Origin of the sequence: Mycoplana dimorpha (assembly GCF_003046475.1) — a bacterium.
In the GTDB taxonomy this organism is placed as follows: domain Bacteria; phylum Pseudomonadota; class Alphaproteobacteria; order Rhizobiales; family Rhizobiaceae; genus Mycoplana; species Mycoplana dimorpha.
Map to the genome: position 1 here is coordinate 19,386 of NZ_PZZZ01000006.1, position 15,331 is coordinate 34,716.

Genomic DNA, 15,331 nt, shown 5'->3' on the forward strand with positions numbered 1-15,331 from the left:
CCATGTCGAAGACGGCCGCAAAACCCTTGGCTGAACAGGCGATCGTCCAGGCTGCCCACTCCCCCGCCCAGCTCCACTTCCGCACGCTGCGGGTCGACACGCCATTCCAGCCTCGCATCGACGCGCTGATGAAGACCAATGACTGGTACGACTGGGGCGGCTATCGCGCGCCCGCCTCGCTGTGGGACGAAGAGCTCGAATATTTTGCCATCCGCAGCCAGGCAGCGCTGTTCGACATCTCGCCGATGGTCAAATACCGCATCGAGGGGCCGGACGCAGAGAGCTTCCTCAACCGCCTCACCCTGCGCGACGTTGCGAAGCTGAAGCCCGGCCGCGTGCACTACACCGCCTGGTGCGACGATGCCGGCCATGTGCTCGACGACGGCACGCTGTTTCGCCTCACTGAAACCCGCTTCCGCCTCTGCTGCCAGGAGCGGCACCTGCCCTGGCTGCTCGACAGCGCCATTGGCTTCAACGTCACCGTGACGGAGGAAACCGAGGCGATCGCCGCACTTGCCCTGCAGGGCCCGACCTCTTTTGCGATCCTGCGCGAGGCGGGCTTTGCCGGCGTGGAGCGGCTAAAAATCTTCGACCTTGCAGAATTCCCACACGACGGCGGCAGCGTGGTCATCTCGCGCACCGGCTTCACCGGCGATCTCGGCTACGAGCTTTTTGTGCCCGCCGATCTTGCGCTGAGCCTTTGGGATCGCCTCTGGCAGGCGGGCGAGCTGCGCGGCATCCGCGCGATCGGCTACACCGCGCTCAACCGCGCACGGCTGGAGGCCGGGCTGATCGTCGCCAATGCCGATTTCGTCACCGCCGAGCACGCCATCCGCGCCGACCGCCTGCGCATGCCCGACGAGATCGGGCTCGGCTTCATGGTCGACCTGGAAAAGGGCCATTTCAACGGCCGCCGCGTCATCGCGCAGGCGCGCTCCAAGGACACGCTGCAGCACGTTCTGGTGGGGCTGGAGATCGAGGGCAACATTCCCGCCGAGCACGCCATTGTCTATCATCGGCAGAAGAAGGAGGTCGGGCTGGTCAGCGCCGCCATCTGGTCACCCATGGCCAAGCGAAACATCGCGCTGGCAAGCCTTCAGCGGCCTTATGGCGACACGGCCACGGACGACCTCTGGGTCGAGATCTACGCAATGCGCGAGCTGAAATACGAGCGGCTGATGAAGCGGGCAAAGGTGGTGGCGCGGCCCTTCATAAAGCTCGACCGCCGCACCGCGAGCCCGCCAGCGGAGTTCTGAGCATGAACGACGCCGAATTCGCCGAGCAGTGGCAGCTCGTCAACACGCCGCTCGGCGAAGAATGGTCCGGCCGTGCGCGCTATGCGGCGGCGATGTGGTTCCACAAGCGCGGCGACATGGATGCCGAGACGCTGGAGGTCTACCGCATCTGCTCGCGGCTGGACTCGGCCGACCCGCTGCCGATCATCCGCGACCGCGGCGTCGGCGAGCATTGGCTGAAGCGGATGGAGGAAGGGAAGCGGGGCTGACCTGGCTTTCAGAGGACATTTACCCGCCCCGCGACCCCAAGCGAACGTCTGTGATGTTCGGCCAATACTAAGCTGATGCCGCTAAGTGGCCGAACGGACGCCCCTTTGCCAAAAAAATCCTGAAGGCCAAGCGCCTGATACCTCCGGAAGGATCCAAAAAGCACCTTGGCGAACTGCAAGCGGATGCTGGCCGACAACCGCTCGCCTCGGCTCCCCATCCGGGCGCAACCCGAAGAAAAGTGCCAGACCAAGGTGCGTTGACCAGGTGGCCATCACTCCTTCTTCCCTGGTTCCAGACTGTCTCGCGTGTCCTCCGCCGCGGACGGCTAATCTGGCCGCGGCATTGGTGGTGTGAGCACCGATGCGGTATCCGTCTCCGTGGACAAGGTGAGGAACGCAAGGTGGGCCTCGTATCGCTCTATCACGTCATCGATCACTTGCTGTCTTGTGAGGCCCATCAGGTCATAGCCGCCCGACCCGGTCTGCGTGAACACCTCGAGCCGGTAGTAGACGTCGGTCTCACGCGACATGCGACCACTGAACATCGGCACCGGTGCCTCGACGATGGCGACGTGGTATTGGAAGGCGCGGAACGTATCCAAGGACACCCGCAGCAGTGGCTCCTCGATGCCGCTCGCGTTGATGATGACGCCCTGCTCGACCTCGTAACCCTGTTTCCTGAACTCGCCCGCCACGTCGTCGAGCGCCGGCCGCACGGTGCGGTCGAGGAAGTGCACGACCTCGGGCAGCGACGGGTATGCGCGCAGCCGTTCAAGCCGCTGCCTCCACGACCGCTCGGGCACGTGGCCGCCGATAGGGGCCATAGATGGTCTTCGCAGCACCTGACCCTTGCGCTCGGCGCGCTCCATCCGCAGCACCTTGTAGAAAGATGCCATGACCAGGTAGGCGATGATCGTCACCGGAAGCGCGAAGATGAGCGTCGCATACTCCATCGTCGGCACGCCACCTGCGAGCAGCATCGCCACGGTGAGCACGGCGGTGAGCACGGCCCAGAAGATGCGCAGCCACTTCGGCCCGTCGTGCGACGGATCCGGGATCGAGGCGGAGAAGTTCGACGTCACCATCGCGCCCGAGTTTGCGCTCGTGAGGTAGAACAGCAGACCCGAGAAGGTTGCCAGACCGATGAGGAACATCGCGCCCGGGAACATCTCGAGCAGTGCGTACCATCCGCGCTCCGGGCTTTCGACCGCGAGTTGGGCGAACTCCTTGTTGCCCTGCAGCACCTCGTACAACGCCGAATTGCCGAATAGCGAGACGATGATGAAGTCGCACAGCACGGGGGCCGTGATTGCCGCGATCACGAACTCGCGCAGCGTGCGCCCGCGCGAAATGCGGGCAAGGAAGATGCCGACGAACGGGCCCCATGCAAGCCAGAATGCCCAGAAGAACAACGTCCAACTGGCCATCCACTTCGCGCCGTCAGGCTCGTAGGCGAAGGTTTGAAGCGTGCGCTCGGGCAGCGTGAGAAAGAACCGGCCGATGTTCTCGACCAGCGCGTTCAGGAGGAACGCGGTGTGACCGGCAAAAAGGATGTAGATCATCATCGCCGCTGCACTCCACAGGTTCAGCTCGGAGATCCAGCGGATGCCCCGGTCGACGCCCGATGTCGTGGCGGCGATGGTCAGGACGACGGCGACGACGACCAGCGCGATCTGCAGCGCCAGGCCCTGCTGCAGCCCGAAGAGAAGCGCGAAACCGACGTTCAGCAGAACAACACCGATGCCCATCGACGTCGCCACGCCGAACACGGTGCCAACCAGTGCGATGATGTTGATGACGTCGCCGAAGGAGCCGCGCACGCGCTTGCCGAGCAGCGGGTAGAGAGCCGCCCGGATCGACAGGGGCATGTCCCACCGATAGGCGAAGTAGCCCATCGCCATGCCGAGGAGCGCATAGATCGCCCAACCTGCAATCCCGTAGTGGAACATCGTCCAGACGACCGCATCCCGCGTCGCTTCGCGTGTGCCGCCGTCTCCGAACGGCGGATGCAGAAACTGCACCACCGGGCCGGTGACCGAAAAGAAGAGCAGGTCGATCCCGACGCCGGCGGCAAACAGCATCGCCACCCAGGTGGGGAGCTTGTATTGCGGCCGCGAGTGATCGGGACCGAGTCGCACGCTGCCTTCCTTGGAGAACGCCACCCAGATGACGAAACCGGTCACGAGGGTGACCGTCAGCACGTAATACCAGCCAAGGTTCATCGCGATCCAGTCGACCGCCATCTTCATCGTCGTTCGCGCGCCCCTCGGCATGAGAATGGCCCAGATCGAGAAGCAGAGGATCACCGCCGACGAGATGACCAGAACGCGCCAGTTGATGTAGGCCGCGCGATGCTCGAGCACCTCCTCGCGCCCCTTGCTGAGGTCGCTGCGCGATACCGGCGCGTCGTCGTCAACCGGACGCTCGTGCCGGCGCTCCGTGCCGCCGAAACGGCCGCGCTCCAGCGAGGGCTGCGACGTCCCGGCCTGCGCGCTGAGCCAATGCACGCCCGACTGTGCGGTTTCGGAGCGTTCGTCGTCGGATGGGGGCATCGCCTGCTCCTTCCTGTGGGACCGCCTCGGGTGCCGACAACGCGACGATGAACTCGACGACGACCTGCCTGCCATGCATAGCAGGTTTTTGAAATGGCGGCAGTCGATATGACCATGGCGGCCCCCTGAAAGGTTTCAGGGCCGGAGAGAGCGCGAACCTTGAACTGGCCAGTAGAGAAAATCCAGCGATGCTAAATGTCGGGCACTTTGGGTTATGGCGCGATCGGCCCGATGCAGTCGCCTAAGCTCCGAAATCAAGAGTCCGCTTTTGGGAACGGCAGAATGGGCGGTTATCCGACACGCGGACGGCGCCACCTATGACCTCCCCGACCGGTTAGCCTGTCAGCCCGCTGATCGCCGGCGCGGTCCGCTTGCTAAGGTGCGGGGAATGCCAACGACACCAGGAGACGCTTCGAAGCATCGTTTCGCGATCGCTCGCGTCAGGTGATGTCGCAGCTTCAACCTATTGCCGGCGTGCGTAAAGAATGCCGCAAAGGACGATCATGCCACCGATCGCCTGTGTGCCAGTGACGGCTTCGCCGAGCACCGCCACGCCGAGAAGGGCCGCGACCACGGGCTGCAGGAGCAGCGTGAGCGAGGAGAAGGCCGTCGGCAGATAGGCAAGCGCATAGGTGATCGCCAACTGCCCGCCGGCATGGGTGATCAGCGCCAGCCCCAGAAGCATGGCCCAGCCAAAGGTCGTTAAGGGGAAAAACTGGCTCTCGGTCAGAAGTGCCACCGGCAACAGGCAGACCGCTGCCGACAGCGTGCTCCAAAGCATGACGCGGACGGTGTCGAAACGCCCCCGCAGCCGCGCGATGGCAAGCATGTAGCCGGCATAGAACAGGGCCGCAACAATTGCCAGGCCGTCGCCCGCCGGATTTCCGGCAGAAAGCCCGCTCAGCCCACCCTTCAGGACGACGATGCCCATGATCGCAATAAGCAGGCCGATCAGGAAGGCGCGGCTGATGGATGCGCCGAGGAACAGCCAGCCCACCACCGTCACGAAGACAGGCGCCAGATTGGTAAGCAGCGTCGCATTGGCGACCGTCGTCATATGGATCGAGACATGCCAGGCGATGAGATCGCCGGCCAGAAAAACGCCCGGCAGCGAGAGTGCCATCATGTCGCCCACCCCCTCGGGGCCGGGCACGTGGCGCCTCTCCGTTGCGCGGAAGAACACAAACAGCGGCACCAGCGCCAGAGCGACTCGCCAGAATGCGGTCGCCATCGGGCCGATCTCGGAAAGCCGAACGAAGATCGGCGAACCGCCAATGGCGATACCGCCCGCCAGCAGCGCGATCAGCGCCAAGCGGTTGTGGGTGGCGGATGCCGTGGCGGCAAGTTGGGTCTGCGACACGGCATTGTCCAGTCTGCATGCGGTTTGATTTGCGGTGATGAGTTAGCCTGAGATCGCCAAGACTGCAACCCGGTCACCGGCCTTGGCCAGACCGGCCCGCGGGCCGACGGTGCCGTCCATCTTTACATGCCCTTCGGGGTCCCGCCTACGGGCTTGCCGGACCGCGGCCATAGAGCAGCAGCATTACGATGATGACGATGCCATAGACGATCTGGCGCCCGGCTTCCGGCATCTGCATCACCGACAGGATCGACTGCAGCAGCGTGATCAGGATGACGCCGGCAACGGTACCGAGATAGGAGCCCCGACCGCCGAGGATCGAGGTTCCACCGAGCACCACCGCTGCGATCGACGGCAACAGGTAGGCATCGCCCATCGCCTGGGCCGCCTTGGAGGCATAACCGGCCAGGAGCACCCCGCCGAAGGCGCTCAGCGCGCCGGAAACGGCAAAGGCGATCATGACGATGCGGCGGGTGTCGATCCCCGAGAGGTAGGCGGCCCGCTCGCTGTTGCCGATGCCGTAGACCGAGCGTCCGAAGGTCGTGCGCGTCAGCAGGAACACCATTGCGGCACTGATCGCCGCCCAGACGAGGATGGCGTTCGGCACACCCGGAATGATGAAGCCGGTCGCGAGCCAGCGCATCGCTTCGGGCGCCGAGTCCTGCGGTGAGAAGCCGCCGGTGTAGAGAACCATCAGCCCCTGGGCCACGACGTTGGTCGCGAGCGTGACGATCATCGAGGGGATGCGCATGTAGGCGACGCCGAAGCCGTTCAGCAGGCCGAAGACCATCCCGCAGAAGATGCCGAAGGGAATGGCGAGGATCATGCCGCCGGTGCCGAACCCGGCGACCGCGCAGGCCATCATCGCCCCCATTGTCATGACCCAGGGGACGGAAAGGTCGATTTGGCCGAGCAGGATCACCAGCATCATGCCGGCGGCGATCACGCCCAGGAACGAAGCGACTTTCAGTTGCTGCAGCAGATATTCCAACGACAGGAAATTGCTTGAATACAGGCTGCCGAGGAAGAGCAGGAGCAGGATGCAGCCGAAAGCGATGAGCACTGCCGGGTCGATACGGCGGAACGGTGCGGGCAGCCGAGCGCGGAGGGACGTTTTGTTTTCCGTTGCCTCTGTCATTGAAACCAGTCCAGCCGACTGCGCACGCGCAGAAGCCCGATCGCACCGATGCTGACCGCGACGAGCAGCACCATCCCCTGCAGGAGCGGTTGCCAGAGCGGGTCGACGTCGAAGACGAACAGCATGTCGCCGGTGGTGCGTGCGGCAAAGGCGCCGAAGATTGCGCCGACCGCGCTGCCGCGCCCGCCGTAGAGGGAGACGCCCCCCAGCACGACGGCGGCGATCGACCACAGCGTGTAGCCGCTGCCGCTCGCAAAGGCCGCTTCTCCCGTGTAGGTGAAGAAGGTGAGGAACAGCCCGCCGATGCCGGCAAGCAGGCCGGCGAGCGTGTAGGCGGCAAATCTGGCCCGCCGGATGGGAACGCCCGACATGAACGCGGCCGTCTCGGAGGAGCCGGCGGCATAGGCGGCACGCCCGATCTCCGACCCCCGGAACGGCAGCCAGACGAGAAGGACGACGACGAGGAGCGCAACGAGGCTGGTGGGGATGGTGCCGAACAGCCGCCCGGTCAGGGCATCGGCCAGATCCTCGTTCACCGAGCCGCCGGGAAAAGGCCGCAGCAGCAAGGCCACGCCGAAATAGATCGCCCCCGTCGCAATCGTCACCACGATCGGCTGCAGCCGGCCATAGATGACGAGCAGGCCATTGATCGCGCCGCAGGCCGCCCCGGCGAGCAGCACGCCGGCAACGCCGAGCGCCGTCTGCATCGGCGTGCCCACGACGATCCATGAGGCGATGCAGTTCGTCAGCACGAAGATCATGCCTACGGACAGGTCGATGCCGGCTGTGATCACCACCAATGCCTGGGCCATGGCTATGAAGGCGAGCAGGACGCCCTTGTTGGCTGCAGTCTCCACGACGTTGACGGTCAGGCCCGCCGGGTGGTTGGCGATGTAGACGCTGAACATCAGCAGAAAGATGGCGAGGCCCATCAAGGTGCCGCGTTGCTCATTCAGCCAGTAGCGCCATTCGCTCATGCCGCGGCCTCCGCTTGCGCGTCGACGTGGAGCGCACTTGCGACAAGCGCGCGCTCGGTGATGCCCGCCCCTTCGAGCTCGCGGACGATGCGTCCGTCGTAGAGAACCAGAACCCGGTCGCAGCAGCCGACCAGTTCGTCATAGTCGGTCGAATAGAAGAGGATCGCCGCGTCCGCGTCCGCAAGCCGGCGCAGCAACTGGTACATCTCCTGCTTGGTCCCGACGTCGATGCCCCGCGTCGGATCGTTGAGCAGGATGATCCGCGGCCGGCGCATCAGCCACTTGGCGATGACGACCTTCTGCTGGTTGCCGCCGGAGAGCGAGCCGACGGGAATGTCGAGGCTCGCGGCCTTGATCGCCAGCAGCCGGACCAGCTCGTCGATCGCGCGCTCTTCCTTGTCGCGGTCGATGACGCCGCGCGCCGACAGCTGGTCGAGCGCGGCGAAGGAGAGGTTCTCGCGCACGGTCATCGGTTGCATCAGCCCCTCGGTCTTGCGATCCTCCGGGATCAGCGCCATTCCGATCCTGCCGGCGCGCGCGGTCCCGGGACTTGCGATCGATGTCGCCACGCCGTCGATGCTGACGTTGCCTGTCGTGCCCCTGAGGACGCCGAAAAGTCCGAGCAGCAATTCGCGCTGGCCCTGCCCATCCAGCCCACCGAGCCCGACGATTTCGCCGGGTCGGACCTTGAGCGTGATGTCGTGCAGGCGGTCGGACCAGCCGAACCTGTCGCAGGCGAGCACGGGAGGGCTCTCGCGGTGCCGCTGCGGCTTGGGCGGAAAAACGCCGCTGACCTCGCGGCCGATCATCATTTCGACCACCTCGCTGCCGGAGCGGGTTCCGGCAGCATAGCTTGCGACGTTGCGACCGTTGCGGAACACGGTGCATTCGTCGGCAATCTCGGTGATCTCGTGCATCCGGTGGGAAATGTAGAGCAGCGCCAGGCCCTCGGCACGCAGGCGCCTGAGCACGGCGAACACCTTCGCCACGTCGCCGGCCGTCAACGCCGAGGTCGCCTCGTCGAGGATCAGGATGCGCGGCTTCCAGGCGAGCGCCTTGGCGATCTCCACCATCTGGCGGCGCGACAACGGCAGGTCGCGGACAAGCGTGCGAGGGTGAATATCTTCGGCGCCAGCCCGGGCAAGCGCCTCTTCCGCCAGCCGCCTTTGCGCGGTGCGGTCGATCAGTCCGAACCGGCGCGGCGGGTTGGAGATCGAGATGTTGTCGGCGACGCTGAGGTCGGGGATCAGCGACAGTTCCTGGAACACGCAGGCAATTCCGGCGCGGGCCGCCTGGGCCGGTGATCGAAACGCAACTTGGCGATCCTCAAGGAGCATACGGCCTTCGTCGGGGACGACGGCGCCGGCCATGATCTTGATCAGTGTGGATTTTCCCGCCCCGTTTTCGCCGAGGATCGCGTGAATCCGGCCGCCCTCGACGGCGAGCGAAGCGTCCTCCAGGGCGCGGACCCCGCCATAGCGCTTGCAGATGCCCTCCATCCGGAACAGCGGAGTTCCGCCTTGTGACTGCGTTGCCGTCATCACCCCCTCGATCTGCGCTCCCGCCGCCAACCGGCAGCGTTACGCGGGGAATTGTTTTCGAGCAGTTCGCCGGGACCGATCCACGTGTTCCCGGCGCCCTCGTTCTCAAATGCCGCGAGCTTTGGCTGCGACTCTGCCTTGGCGGTGGGAGAGTGAACCGCCTACTGATTTTCCTTCGTCTGCCCCATGATTTCCTGGGCGCTGAAGTTGATCCCGCAGGTGGGGAAGGAATTGCCGACGAAGAAGTTGTCGGACTGGTCCGGATAGAAGTTGTCGCCCGCCTTGAAGTTCGGATCCTCGACGATGGCGAGCGGCAACTTGATCGACTGCGGCACCACCTGCCCCTCAAGAGCAGCGATCGCCGTCTTTAGGGCGACTGCAACCTGTGCCGGGCCGGTGCCGGCCGAGGAGCATTTCAGGCCTTCGCCCGCATACTTGGCACAGAACTTGCGGAAGCCGTTTTCCGTCTCGCCGCCGAAGGGCACGAAGGGATGGCCCGCGTCGATCATCGCCTGCACGACGCCGGTGTCGCCGCCCTGCGCGGTGATGCCGTCGAACTTCTTGTGCACGGCAATCGCGTCGGCCGTTGCCTTCTGGGCCGTCGGATCGTCCCACTTGCCGACCACTTCGATGACGTCCCACTTCTTGCCGGTGGCACCGAGCGTCTCATGAATGCCATTGTGGCGGTCGGTGTCGACGGACGTGCCGGCGACGCCGCGCACCTCGAGGACCTTGCCACCGTCGGGCAGGTGCTTTGCCAGCCAGTTGGCCCAGAGGATGCCGAGACCCTTCTGGTCGACGTTCACGTTGATCGCATCCTGGGTGTCGAGAATGTTGTCGAATGCGACGAGCACGACGCCGGCCTGCTTGGCGCGCTTGATGACCGGGCCGAAGGCGGTCGGGTTCTGTGCGTCGACGACGATCGCATCAAAGCCGGAATCGATGAAGTTGTTGATGGCGGAAATCTGCGCCGGAACGTCCTCGCCTGTCGAGACGACCTTGAATTCCTTCAGCTTGGCGGCAACGTCCGGCTGCGCCGCATAGGCCTTGGCCGTCTGCACCATCTGGATGCGCCAGGTGTTGGCGATGAAGCCGTTCGCAAGGGCGATCCGATAGGGACCTTCCTTTTTCGGGAACTTGAAGAACTTCGTTTCCGCCGTCCAGGGCGCGAAGCATTGTGGATCGGCTGCGGGGCCGCCGACGATCTCGGGAGCAGCGCTGGCAGTCGTGGAGGCGATGATAATAGCAGCAGTGGCGAGCAGGCCACTGAGGAAAGACTTCTGCATCGATTTCCCTCCCAAGAGTTGTCGTGTGGGATGCGGAATCGAAAGGGGCAAACCGGAGGAGGTCGAGCAGGCGCAACAGGCAATGGCCTGCAGAACCATTCCGACAGCGCCGTTCCAGTGACGTTCCCGAGTTTCTCTTATCCCTCGACGTCACGAAATCATGGTAGCGCTGCCAATTTGAGTTGTAAAGCGAGCGCTATCGGCGCCCTAACTACAAATTCTCAATGAAATCAATACAATGGCGAACCAGAGCGATGTGCGGCGGCCGCGCGACGTGGCGGTGACGATCCGCGGGAGGCGACGCCGCCCTTCGCGCGCGGTCGATCCCGACGGGGTCATGCTTGAAAAGATTGTCCAGGCCCGCCGCAGATCGAAGACAATGCGCTGGAGCTACCTGCCAGCAGCCGTGAATCGTGTCGCGAAAGCTGACAGTGGCAGGCGTTGCTAAAACCCAGATCAGAAAAGCCGGGCAGTTCGCAAGACTTCCTGAAAGTTGAGAAATGCCTGGTAACGCCGCTCGTGAACTCCAGCCACTTCACGGCTCGGCGCATACTCCGCGGCAATCTCGGAGAGCGCTCCCATAGCATTGCGAACGTCGGGAAAAGCCCCGGCTGCGACGCTGCCGAGGATCGCCGAACCAAGCAGGACGGGTTCCTCGGCGACAGGGGCGACGACCGGTTTGCCGCAGGCATCGGCCAGGATCTGCCTGACCAGCGGACTGGCACCGGCACCTCCGCTGATCACCACCCTTTCAACCGAGGCGCCGGCCGCCGCCTGGGTCTCGATGATCTGGCGCAGGCCATAGCCGATGCCACAAAGACCGGCGATGTAGAGTGCGACGAGATTGTCGATGTCCCGCTCCATTCCGAGCCCTGCGATGACCGCACGGGCATGCGGATCGGCAAAAGGTGCGCGGTTTCCGAGGAATTCCGGGACGACATGCAGGCCGACGGCCAGTTTGACTGCCTCCGAAGCATGGGAGACCTTCCCTGTTGCAAGTTCGGACACGTAGGCCGGAAGCGACTTGCCTTCGGCACGCGCCTGCGCCGTTGCCTCGGCGGCGGCAGGGTGGAAGGACAGCAGTTGGTCGATCGCGGCACCGGCCGCGCTCTGGCCACCCTCATTCAGCCACATGCCGGGTACCATTGCGGAATAGTATGGTCCCCAGACGCCGGGTACGAACACAGGCTCGGCCGTCGAGGTCATGGTGCAGGACGACGTACCGAAAACATACGCCAGGTTCTCGGACGGATTGCCGCCGATGCCGACGGTGCCGATGCCGCCCGCATGGGCGTCGATCATCCCGGCAGCCACTGCCGTGCCGGGCATCAAGCCCATGGCACGCGCGGCTTCCTCCGTCAGGCCATGGCCCAGACCGGTGCCGGGCTCGACGATCGCGGTGCCGATGCGGGCGAAGCCTTCATCTGCCAGTTCCTGCAGGCCGATGGTACGGAAATAGCCTTCATCCCAGCGGGCTTCATGGGCGATGTAGGTCCACTTGCAGGTAACCGTGCAGGTCGAGCGGGAGAGATCGCCGGTTGCTTTCCAGGTCAAAAAATCCACGAGATCGAAGAACTGCCAGGCGGCAGCGTAGGTCGCCGGTCGGTTTTCTTTCAGCCAGAGGATCTTCGGCGTCTCCATCTCCGGAGAAATGCGACCGCCGACATAGCGCAGGACGTCATGGCCCAGGGCGTTGATGCGTTCGGCCTGGGCAACCGCGCGGTGATCCATCCAGACGATGATGTCACGCTCGGCCTGTCCGGAAGGGCCGACGGCGAGCGGCCTGCCGTCCTCCCCGAGCACCACCAGCGAGCAGGTTGCATCGAAGCCGAGCCCGACGACCCCTGCCGGGTCCACGCCTGCGGAAGCAACCGCCTCGCGAATGATGCCGCAGACCACATCCCAGATTTCGGTGCTCGACTGCTCGACGATCGAACCGGCCTCGCGGAACAGCGAGATGTCACGCTTGGCAACGGACAGCATGCGGCCGTTGAGGTCGAAGAGACCCGCACGCGCACTGCCGGTTCCGACATCGACGCCGATGACGTAGCGCGATGCTGCCTCGGATGAGTTCTCTACTGGGGTCATGGTGTCCTGCTCATTCATGGGCATGCGGAGGATAAGACCGGTGTCAGAGGTCGACGCTGTTCGGCAGGATCACCAGGTCACGGATCGTTACGTTGCGCGGCCTCGACAGCATGAAGAGAACCGCGTCGGCCACTTCCTTCGGCTGCATCAGGCTGCCGTTGGCGAGCGCCTCCTCCATCTTGGCTTTCGGCCAGTCGTCGAGCAGAGCCGTGACGACCGGGCCGGGAAGAACCGCGCCGACGCGGACCCCATGCGGAGCGACCTGGCGACGGGTAGAGTGAACGAAGGCCTGAACGGCGAATTTCGACGCGGTGTAGATCGGCTCCCAGACAACGGGAACGACGCCGGCGATCGAGCTCGTGAACAGGATGTCGCCCGACTTCTGCGCGATCATGTGTGGCAGAACCGCATGCACCGAACGGAAGGCGGCGTTGATGTTGAGGTTCAGCATGCGGTCCCAGGCATCAGGATCACCTTCCGCCACCGGGCCGCCGATGTAGGCTCCTGCATTGGCGTGGAAGATGTCGAGGCGACCGGTGCATTCGAGAATGCGCGGCAGCATGCTGGAAACATCGGCGCCATCCAGCAGGTCCACGACCAGCGGTACCGCGCGCTCGCCGAGCTCCTTGCAGAGCGCCTCGAGCTTGTCCTTCGCCCGATCGATCAGAACGACGGTGGCTCCCTCGGCGATCAGTGTGCGCGCGCATTCCAGGCCGATACCGGATGCCGCACCGGTGATCGCGGCGACCTTGCCCTTCATGAGTTCAGTCATGTTCAGTCTCCAGTCTTTCAATCAGGCGCGGCCATGGCTGACGCGCGAACGGCGGGCGAGCGAGTCGACGATGACGGCGATGGCAAGCACTGCCCCGGTGATCATGTAGCGAAGCGACGAGCTCAGGTTGAGGAGCGTCAGTCCGTTCGAGATCGCCTGGATGACGATGATGCCGAGCAGGGCGGAATAGGCGCTGCCGCGGCCGCCGAACAGACTGGTGCCGCCGATGACCGCCGCTGCGATGGCGTTGAGGTTCACGTCACCCGTGCCGGCCTGCTGGCTTGACGAGGCAAGGCGGGCTGCCGAAAAGGTGCCGCCAAGGGCTGCGAGCGTCGAGCAAAGCATGAAGGCACTCAGGTAGATCCGGCGGACGTTGATGCCGGAGCGGCGAGCGGCCTCGCGATTGCCACCGACGGCGAACATCGAACGGCCCCACTTGGTCTTGGTCAGCGCATAGTTGAGGATGACGACGAGTGCGACGAAAAGGCCGAACATCCACGGCACGCCGCGGCCGAGATTGAGATAGTAGACGGCGGCTTCCAGGATGACGGTCAGCACCACCGCCTTGACGACCAGACTGCTCAGGGGCTGGGACGACAGATTGACGGCCTGACGGCGCTTGCGGATCACCAGACCCGCGATGACGAGAACGGCACCCGGCACCAGAGCGAGCAGATGCGACAGCCAGCCGGGCATCACGAGGATCTGGCCGAACCGGACGAGCGGCGACGCATAAGGCAGGTTGATGCTGCCCGTCGGCCCCAGGATGTAGAGCTGCATGCCGAGAAGCGCCAAAAGTCCGGCAAGCGTCGCGACGAAGCTCGGCATGCCGAGGCGATTGTAAAGCACCGCATAAAGCGCGCCGACGACCGCGCCGGTCACCAGCGCGGCACCGATGGCGAGCGGCAGCGACATGCCGGAATTCACCCACAGCACGCCGATGATCGCCGAGGCGAGGCCGCTCATGGAGCCGACGGAAAGATCGATCTCGCCGAGGATCAACACGCAGACGATGCCAAGCGAGATGATGCCGACGGTCGCGCAGTCAAACAGCAGGTTCACCAGGTTGTTCGGCGCAAGGAAGATCGGGTTGAGAATGCTGAAGACGGTCGAGATGACGATCAGGCCGATCGCGACCGGGAGCATGCCGAGGTCGCCGGAGCGGACACGGCTGACAAAGGCGCGGACCATGCCGCCTATGCTGTCGGCATGGCTGACCCGTTCGTCGCTGCGGTCGAGGGCAAGGGGAGTGGGTTTATTCTCGTTAGGCATCTGAGTGCTCATGCGGGGCTCCCGGTTGCTGCCTGCTCGCCGCTATTGCGGCCGATGCGGCGCGACACGGCGTTTTCGGTAGCGCCGGTGATGGCCGCCACCAGTTCGTGATTGGAGGCGTCGGGCGTGAAGACGCCATTGTTCTTGCCGAGACGAAGCACGACGATGCGGTCGGCAACGGCCCGCACATCCTCCATGTTGTGACTGATGATGATGACGCCGAGGCCGCGCTCGCGCACGCGCTCGATCAGGTTCAGCACCTCGGCCGTCTGGGCGACGCCAAGCGCTGCCGTCGGCTCGTCGAGCATGATGATCTTGGGATCCAGCAGCAACGACCGGGCGATTGCCACCGTCTGGCGCTGGCCGCCGGAGAGCGAGGCGACGGGCTCGCGAACGGAGGGGATTCGGGCTGCGAGCTCCCGCAGCAGCGTCCAGGCACGCACCTCCATCGCCACCTCGTCGAGGTTCCAGGGCGAGAGCTCATGGCCAAGGAAAAGATTGGCGACGACATCAAGATTCTCGCAGAGCGCCAGATCCTGGAAGACGGTCGCAATTCCAAGTCCGAGCGCGCTGCTCGGGCTATCCAGCGAAACCTCCTGGCCGCAGAACTCGATGCGGCCCGCAGTCGGCTGGTGCACACCCGCGAGCACCTTGACCAGTGTCGACTTGCCGGCACCGTTGTCGCCGACCAGCGCGACCACCTCGCCCGCCTTCACTTCCAGCTCAATGTCGGTCAGCGCGGAGACCGCACCGAAATTCTTCGAGACATTGCTCAACTTCAGAATGGTCGTGCCTTTAGGGGGCAGGCCGATGTCATTTCGTTGCATGACGAGGCGCTCTT

The 15,331-nt window shown here is 64.5% G+C and carries 12 protein-coding genes; 2 read left to right on the top strand and 10 right to left on the bottom strand.

All coding sequences use genetic code 11. The annotated features are described in order from the left end of the window. The first annotated feature begins 2 nt into the window (after positions 1-2). A complete protein-coding gene (locus tag C7449_RS14855; RefSeq protein ID WP_108003686.1) occupies positions 3-1,256 on the top strand; it encodes an aminomethyltransferase family protein in 1,254 nt (417 codons plus the stop codon). 2 nt (positions 1,257-1,258) lie between these two features. Continuing rightward, positions 1,259-1,504 carry a hypothetical protein gene (locus tag C7449_RS14860; protein WP_108003687.1) on the top strand — a complete coding sequence of 82 codons (246 nt, stop codon included), beginning with the start codon at positions 1,259-1,261 and terminating at the stop codon, positions 1,502-1,504. 326 nt (positions 1,505-1,830) lie between these two features. Here the strand turns inward: C7449_RS14860 and betT are convergent, their stop codons facing one another. The 10 genes from betT to C7449_RS14910 form a co-directional block, all read right to left on the bottom strand. Beyond that, positions 1,831-4,056 (bottom strand): choline BCCT transporter BetT, encoded by a 2,226-nt coding sequence (gene betT, locus C7449_RS14865; RefSeq protein ID WP_108003688.1) that lies wholly within the window; start codon positions 4,054-4,056, stop codon positions 1,831-1,833. A gap of 463 nt (positions 4,057-4,519) precedes the next feature. Beyond that, positions 4,520-5,416 (bottom strand): DMT family transporter, encoded by an 897-nt coding sequence (locus C7449_RS14870; protein ID WP_374828227.1) that lies wholly within the window; start codon positions 5,414-5,416, stop codon positions 4,520-4,522. A 145-nt stretch (positions 5,417-5,561) separates the two neighbouring features. Further along, positions 5,562-6,554 (bottom strand): ABC transporter permease, encoded by a 993-nt coding sequence (locus C7449_RS14875; RefSeq protein ID WP_108003689.1) that lies wholly within the window; start codon positions 6,552-6,554, stop codon positions 5,562-5,564. Next, on the bottom strand, positions 6,551-7,531 hold the full coding sequence (locus C7449_RS14880) for an ABC transporter permease (protein ID WP_108003690.1): 981 nt from the start codon (positions 7,529-7,531) through the stop codon (positions 6,551-6,553). The genes C7449_RS14875 and C7449_RS14880 overlap by 4 nt, the downstream gene beginning before the upstream one ends. Then, on the bottom strand, positions 7,528-9,072 hold the full coding sequence (locus C7449_RS14885) for a sugar ABC transporter ATP-binding protein (RefSeq protein WP_245414403.1): 1,545 nt from the start codon (positions 9,070-9,072) through the stop codon (positions 7,528-7,530). The genes C7449_RS14880 and C7449_RS14885 overlap by 4 nt, the downstream gene beginning before the upstream one ends. A gap of 161 nt (positions 9,073-9,233) precedes the next feature. Next, positions 9,234-10,358 (bottom strand): sugar ABC transporter substrate-binding protein, encoded by a 1,125-nt coding sequence (locus C7449_RS14890; protein WP_108003692.1) that lies wholly within the window; start codon positions 10,356-10,358, stop codon positions 9,234-9,236. A 456-nt stretch (positions 10,359-10,814) separates the two neighbouring features. Then, complete coding sequence (locus tag C7449_RS14895; RefSeq protein ID WP_108003944.1) at positions 10,815-12,446, bottom strand: FGGY-family carbohydrate kinase; 1,632 nt, start codon at positions 12,444-12,446, stop codon at positions 10,815-10,817. A 43-nt stretch (positions 12,447-12,489) separates the two neighbouring features. Then, positions 12,490-13,218 (bottom strand): SDR family oxidoreductase, encoded by a 729-nt coding sequence (locus C7449_RS14900; RefSeq protein ID WP_108003693.1) that lies wholly within the window; start codon positions 13,216-13,218, stop codon positions 12,490-12,492. Between the two features lie 21 nt (positions 13,219-13,239). Continuing rightward, on the bottom strand, positions 13,240-14,502 hold the full coding sequence (locus C7449_RS14905) for a sugar ABC transporter permease (RefSeq protein ID WP_108003694.1): 1,263 nt from the start codon (positions 14,500-14,502) through the stop codon (positions 13,240-13,242). After that, on the bottom strand, positions 14,499-15,317 hold the full coding sequence (locus C7449_RS14910) for an ATP-binding cassette domain-containing protein (RefSeq protein ID WP_108003695.1): 819 nt from the start codon (positions 15,315-15,317) through the stop codon (positions 14,499-14,501). Before C7449_RS14910 ends, C7449_RS14905 begins: the two co-directional genes overlap by 4 nt. Positions 15,318-15,331: the final 14 nt, after the last annotated feature.

Bases quoted from the DNA above. Each gene is read 5' to 3' on its own strand.
- C7449_RS14910 (WP_108003695.1), bottom strand. From the start codon at position 15,317: ATGCAACGAAATGACATCGGCCTGCCCCCTAAAGGCACGACCATTCTG.
- C7449_RS14855 (WP_108003686.1), top strand. From the start codon at position 3: ATGTCGAAGACGGCCGCAAAACCCTTGGCTGAACAGGCGATCGTCCAG.
- C7449_RS14875 (WP_108003689.1), bottom strand. From the start codon at position 6,554: ATGACAGAGGCAACGGAAAACAAAACGTCCCTCCGCGCTCGGCTGCCC.
- C7449_RS14905 (WP_108003694.1), bottom strand. From the start codon at position 14,502: ATGAGCACTCAGATGCCTAACGAGAATAAACCCACTCCCCTTGCCCTC.
- betT (WP_108003688.1), bottom strand. From the start codon at position 4,056: ATGCCCCCATCCGACGACGAACGCTCCGAAACCGCACAGTCGGGCGTG.
- C7449_RS14885 (WP_245414403.1), bottom strand. From the start codon at position 9,072: ATGACGGCAACGCAGTCACAAGGCGGAACTCCGCTGTTCCGGATGGAG.
- C7449_RS14890 (WP_108003692.1), bottom strand. From the start codon at position 10,358: ATGCAGAAGTCTTTCCTCAGTGGCCTGCTCGCCACTGCTGCTATTATC.
- C7449_RS14880 (WP_108003690.1), bottom strand. From the start codon at position 7,531: ATGAGCGAATGGCGCTACTGGCTGAATGAGCAACGCGGCACCTTGATG.
- C7449_RS14895 (WP_108003944.1), bottom strand. From the start codon at position 12,446: ATGACCCCAGTAGAGAACTCATCCGAGGCAGCATCGCGCTACGTCATC.
- C7449_RS14860 (WP_108003687.1), top strand. From the start codon at position 1,259: ATGAACGACGCCGAATTCGCCGAGCAGTGGCAGCTCGTCAACACGCCG.
- C7449_RS14900 (WP_108003693.1), bottom strand. From the start codon at position 13,218: ATGACTGAACTCATGAAGGGCAAGGTCGCCGCGATCACCGGTGCGGCA.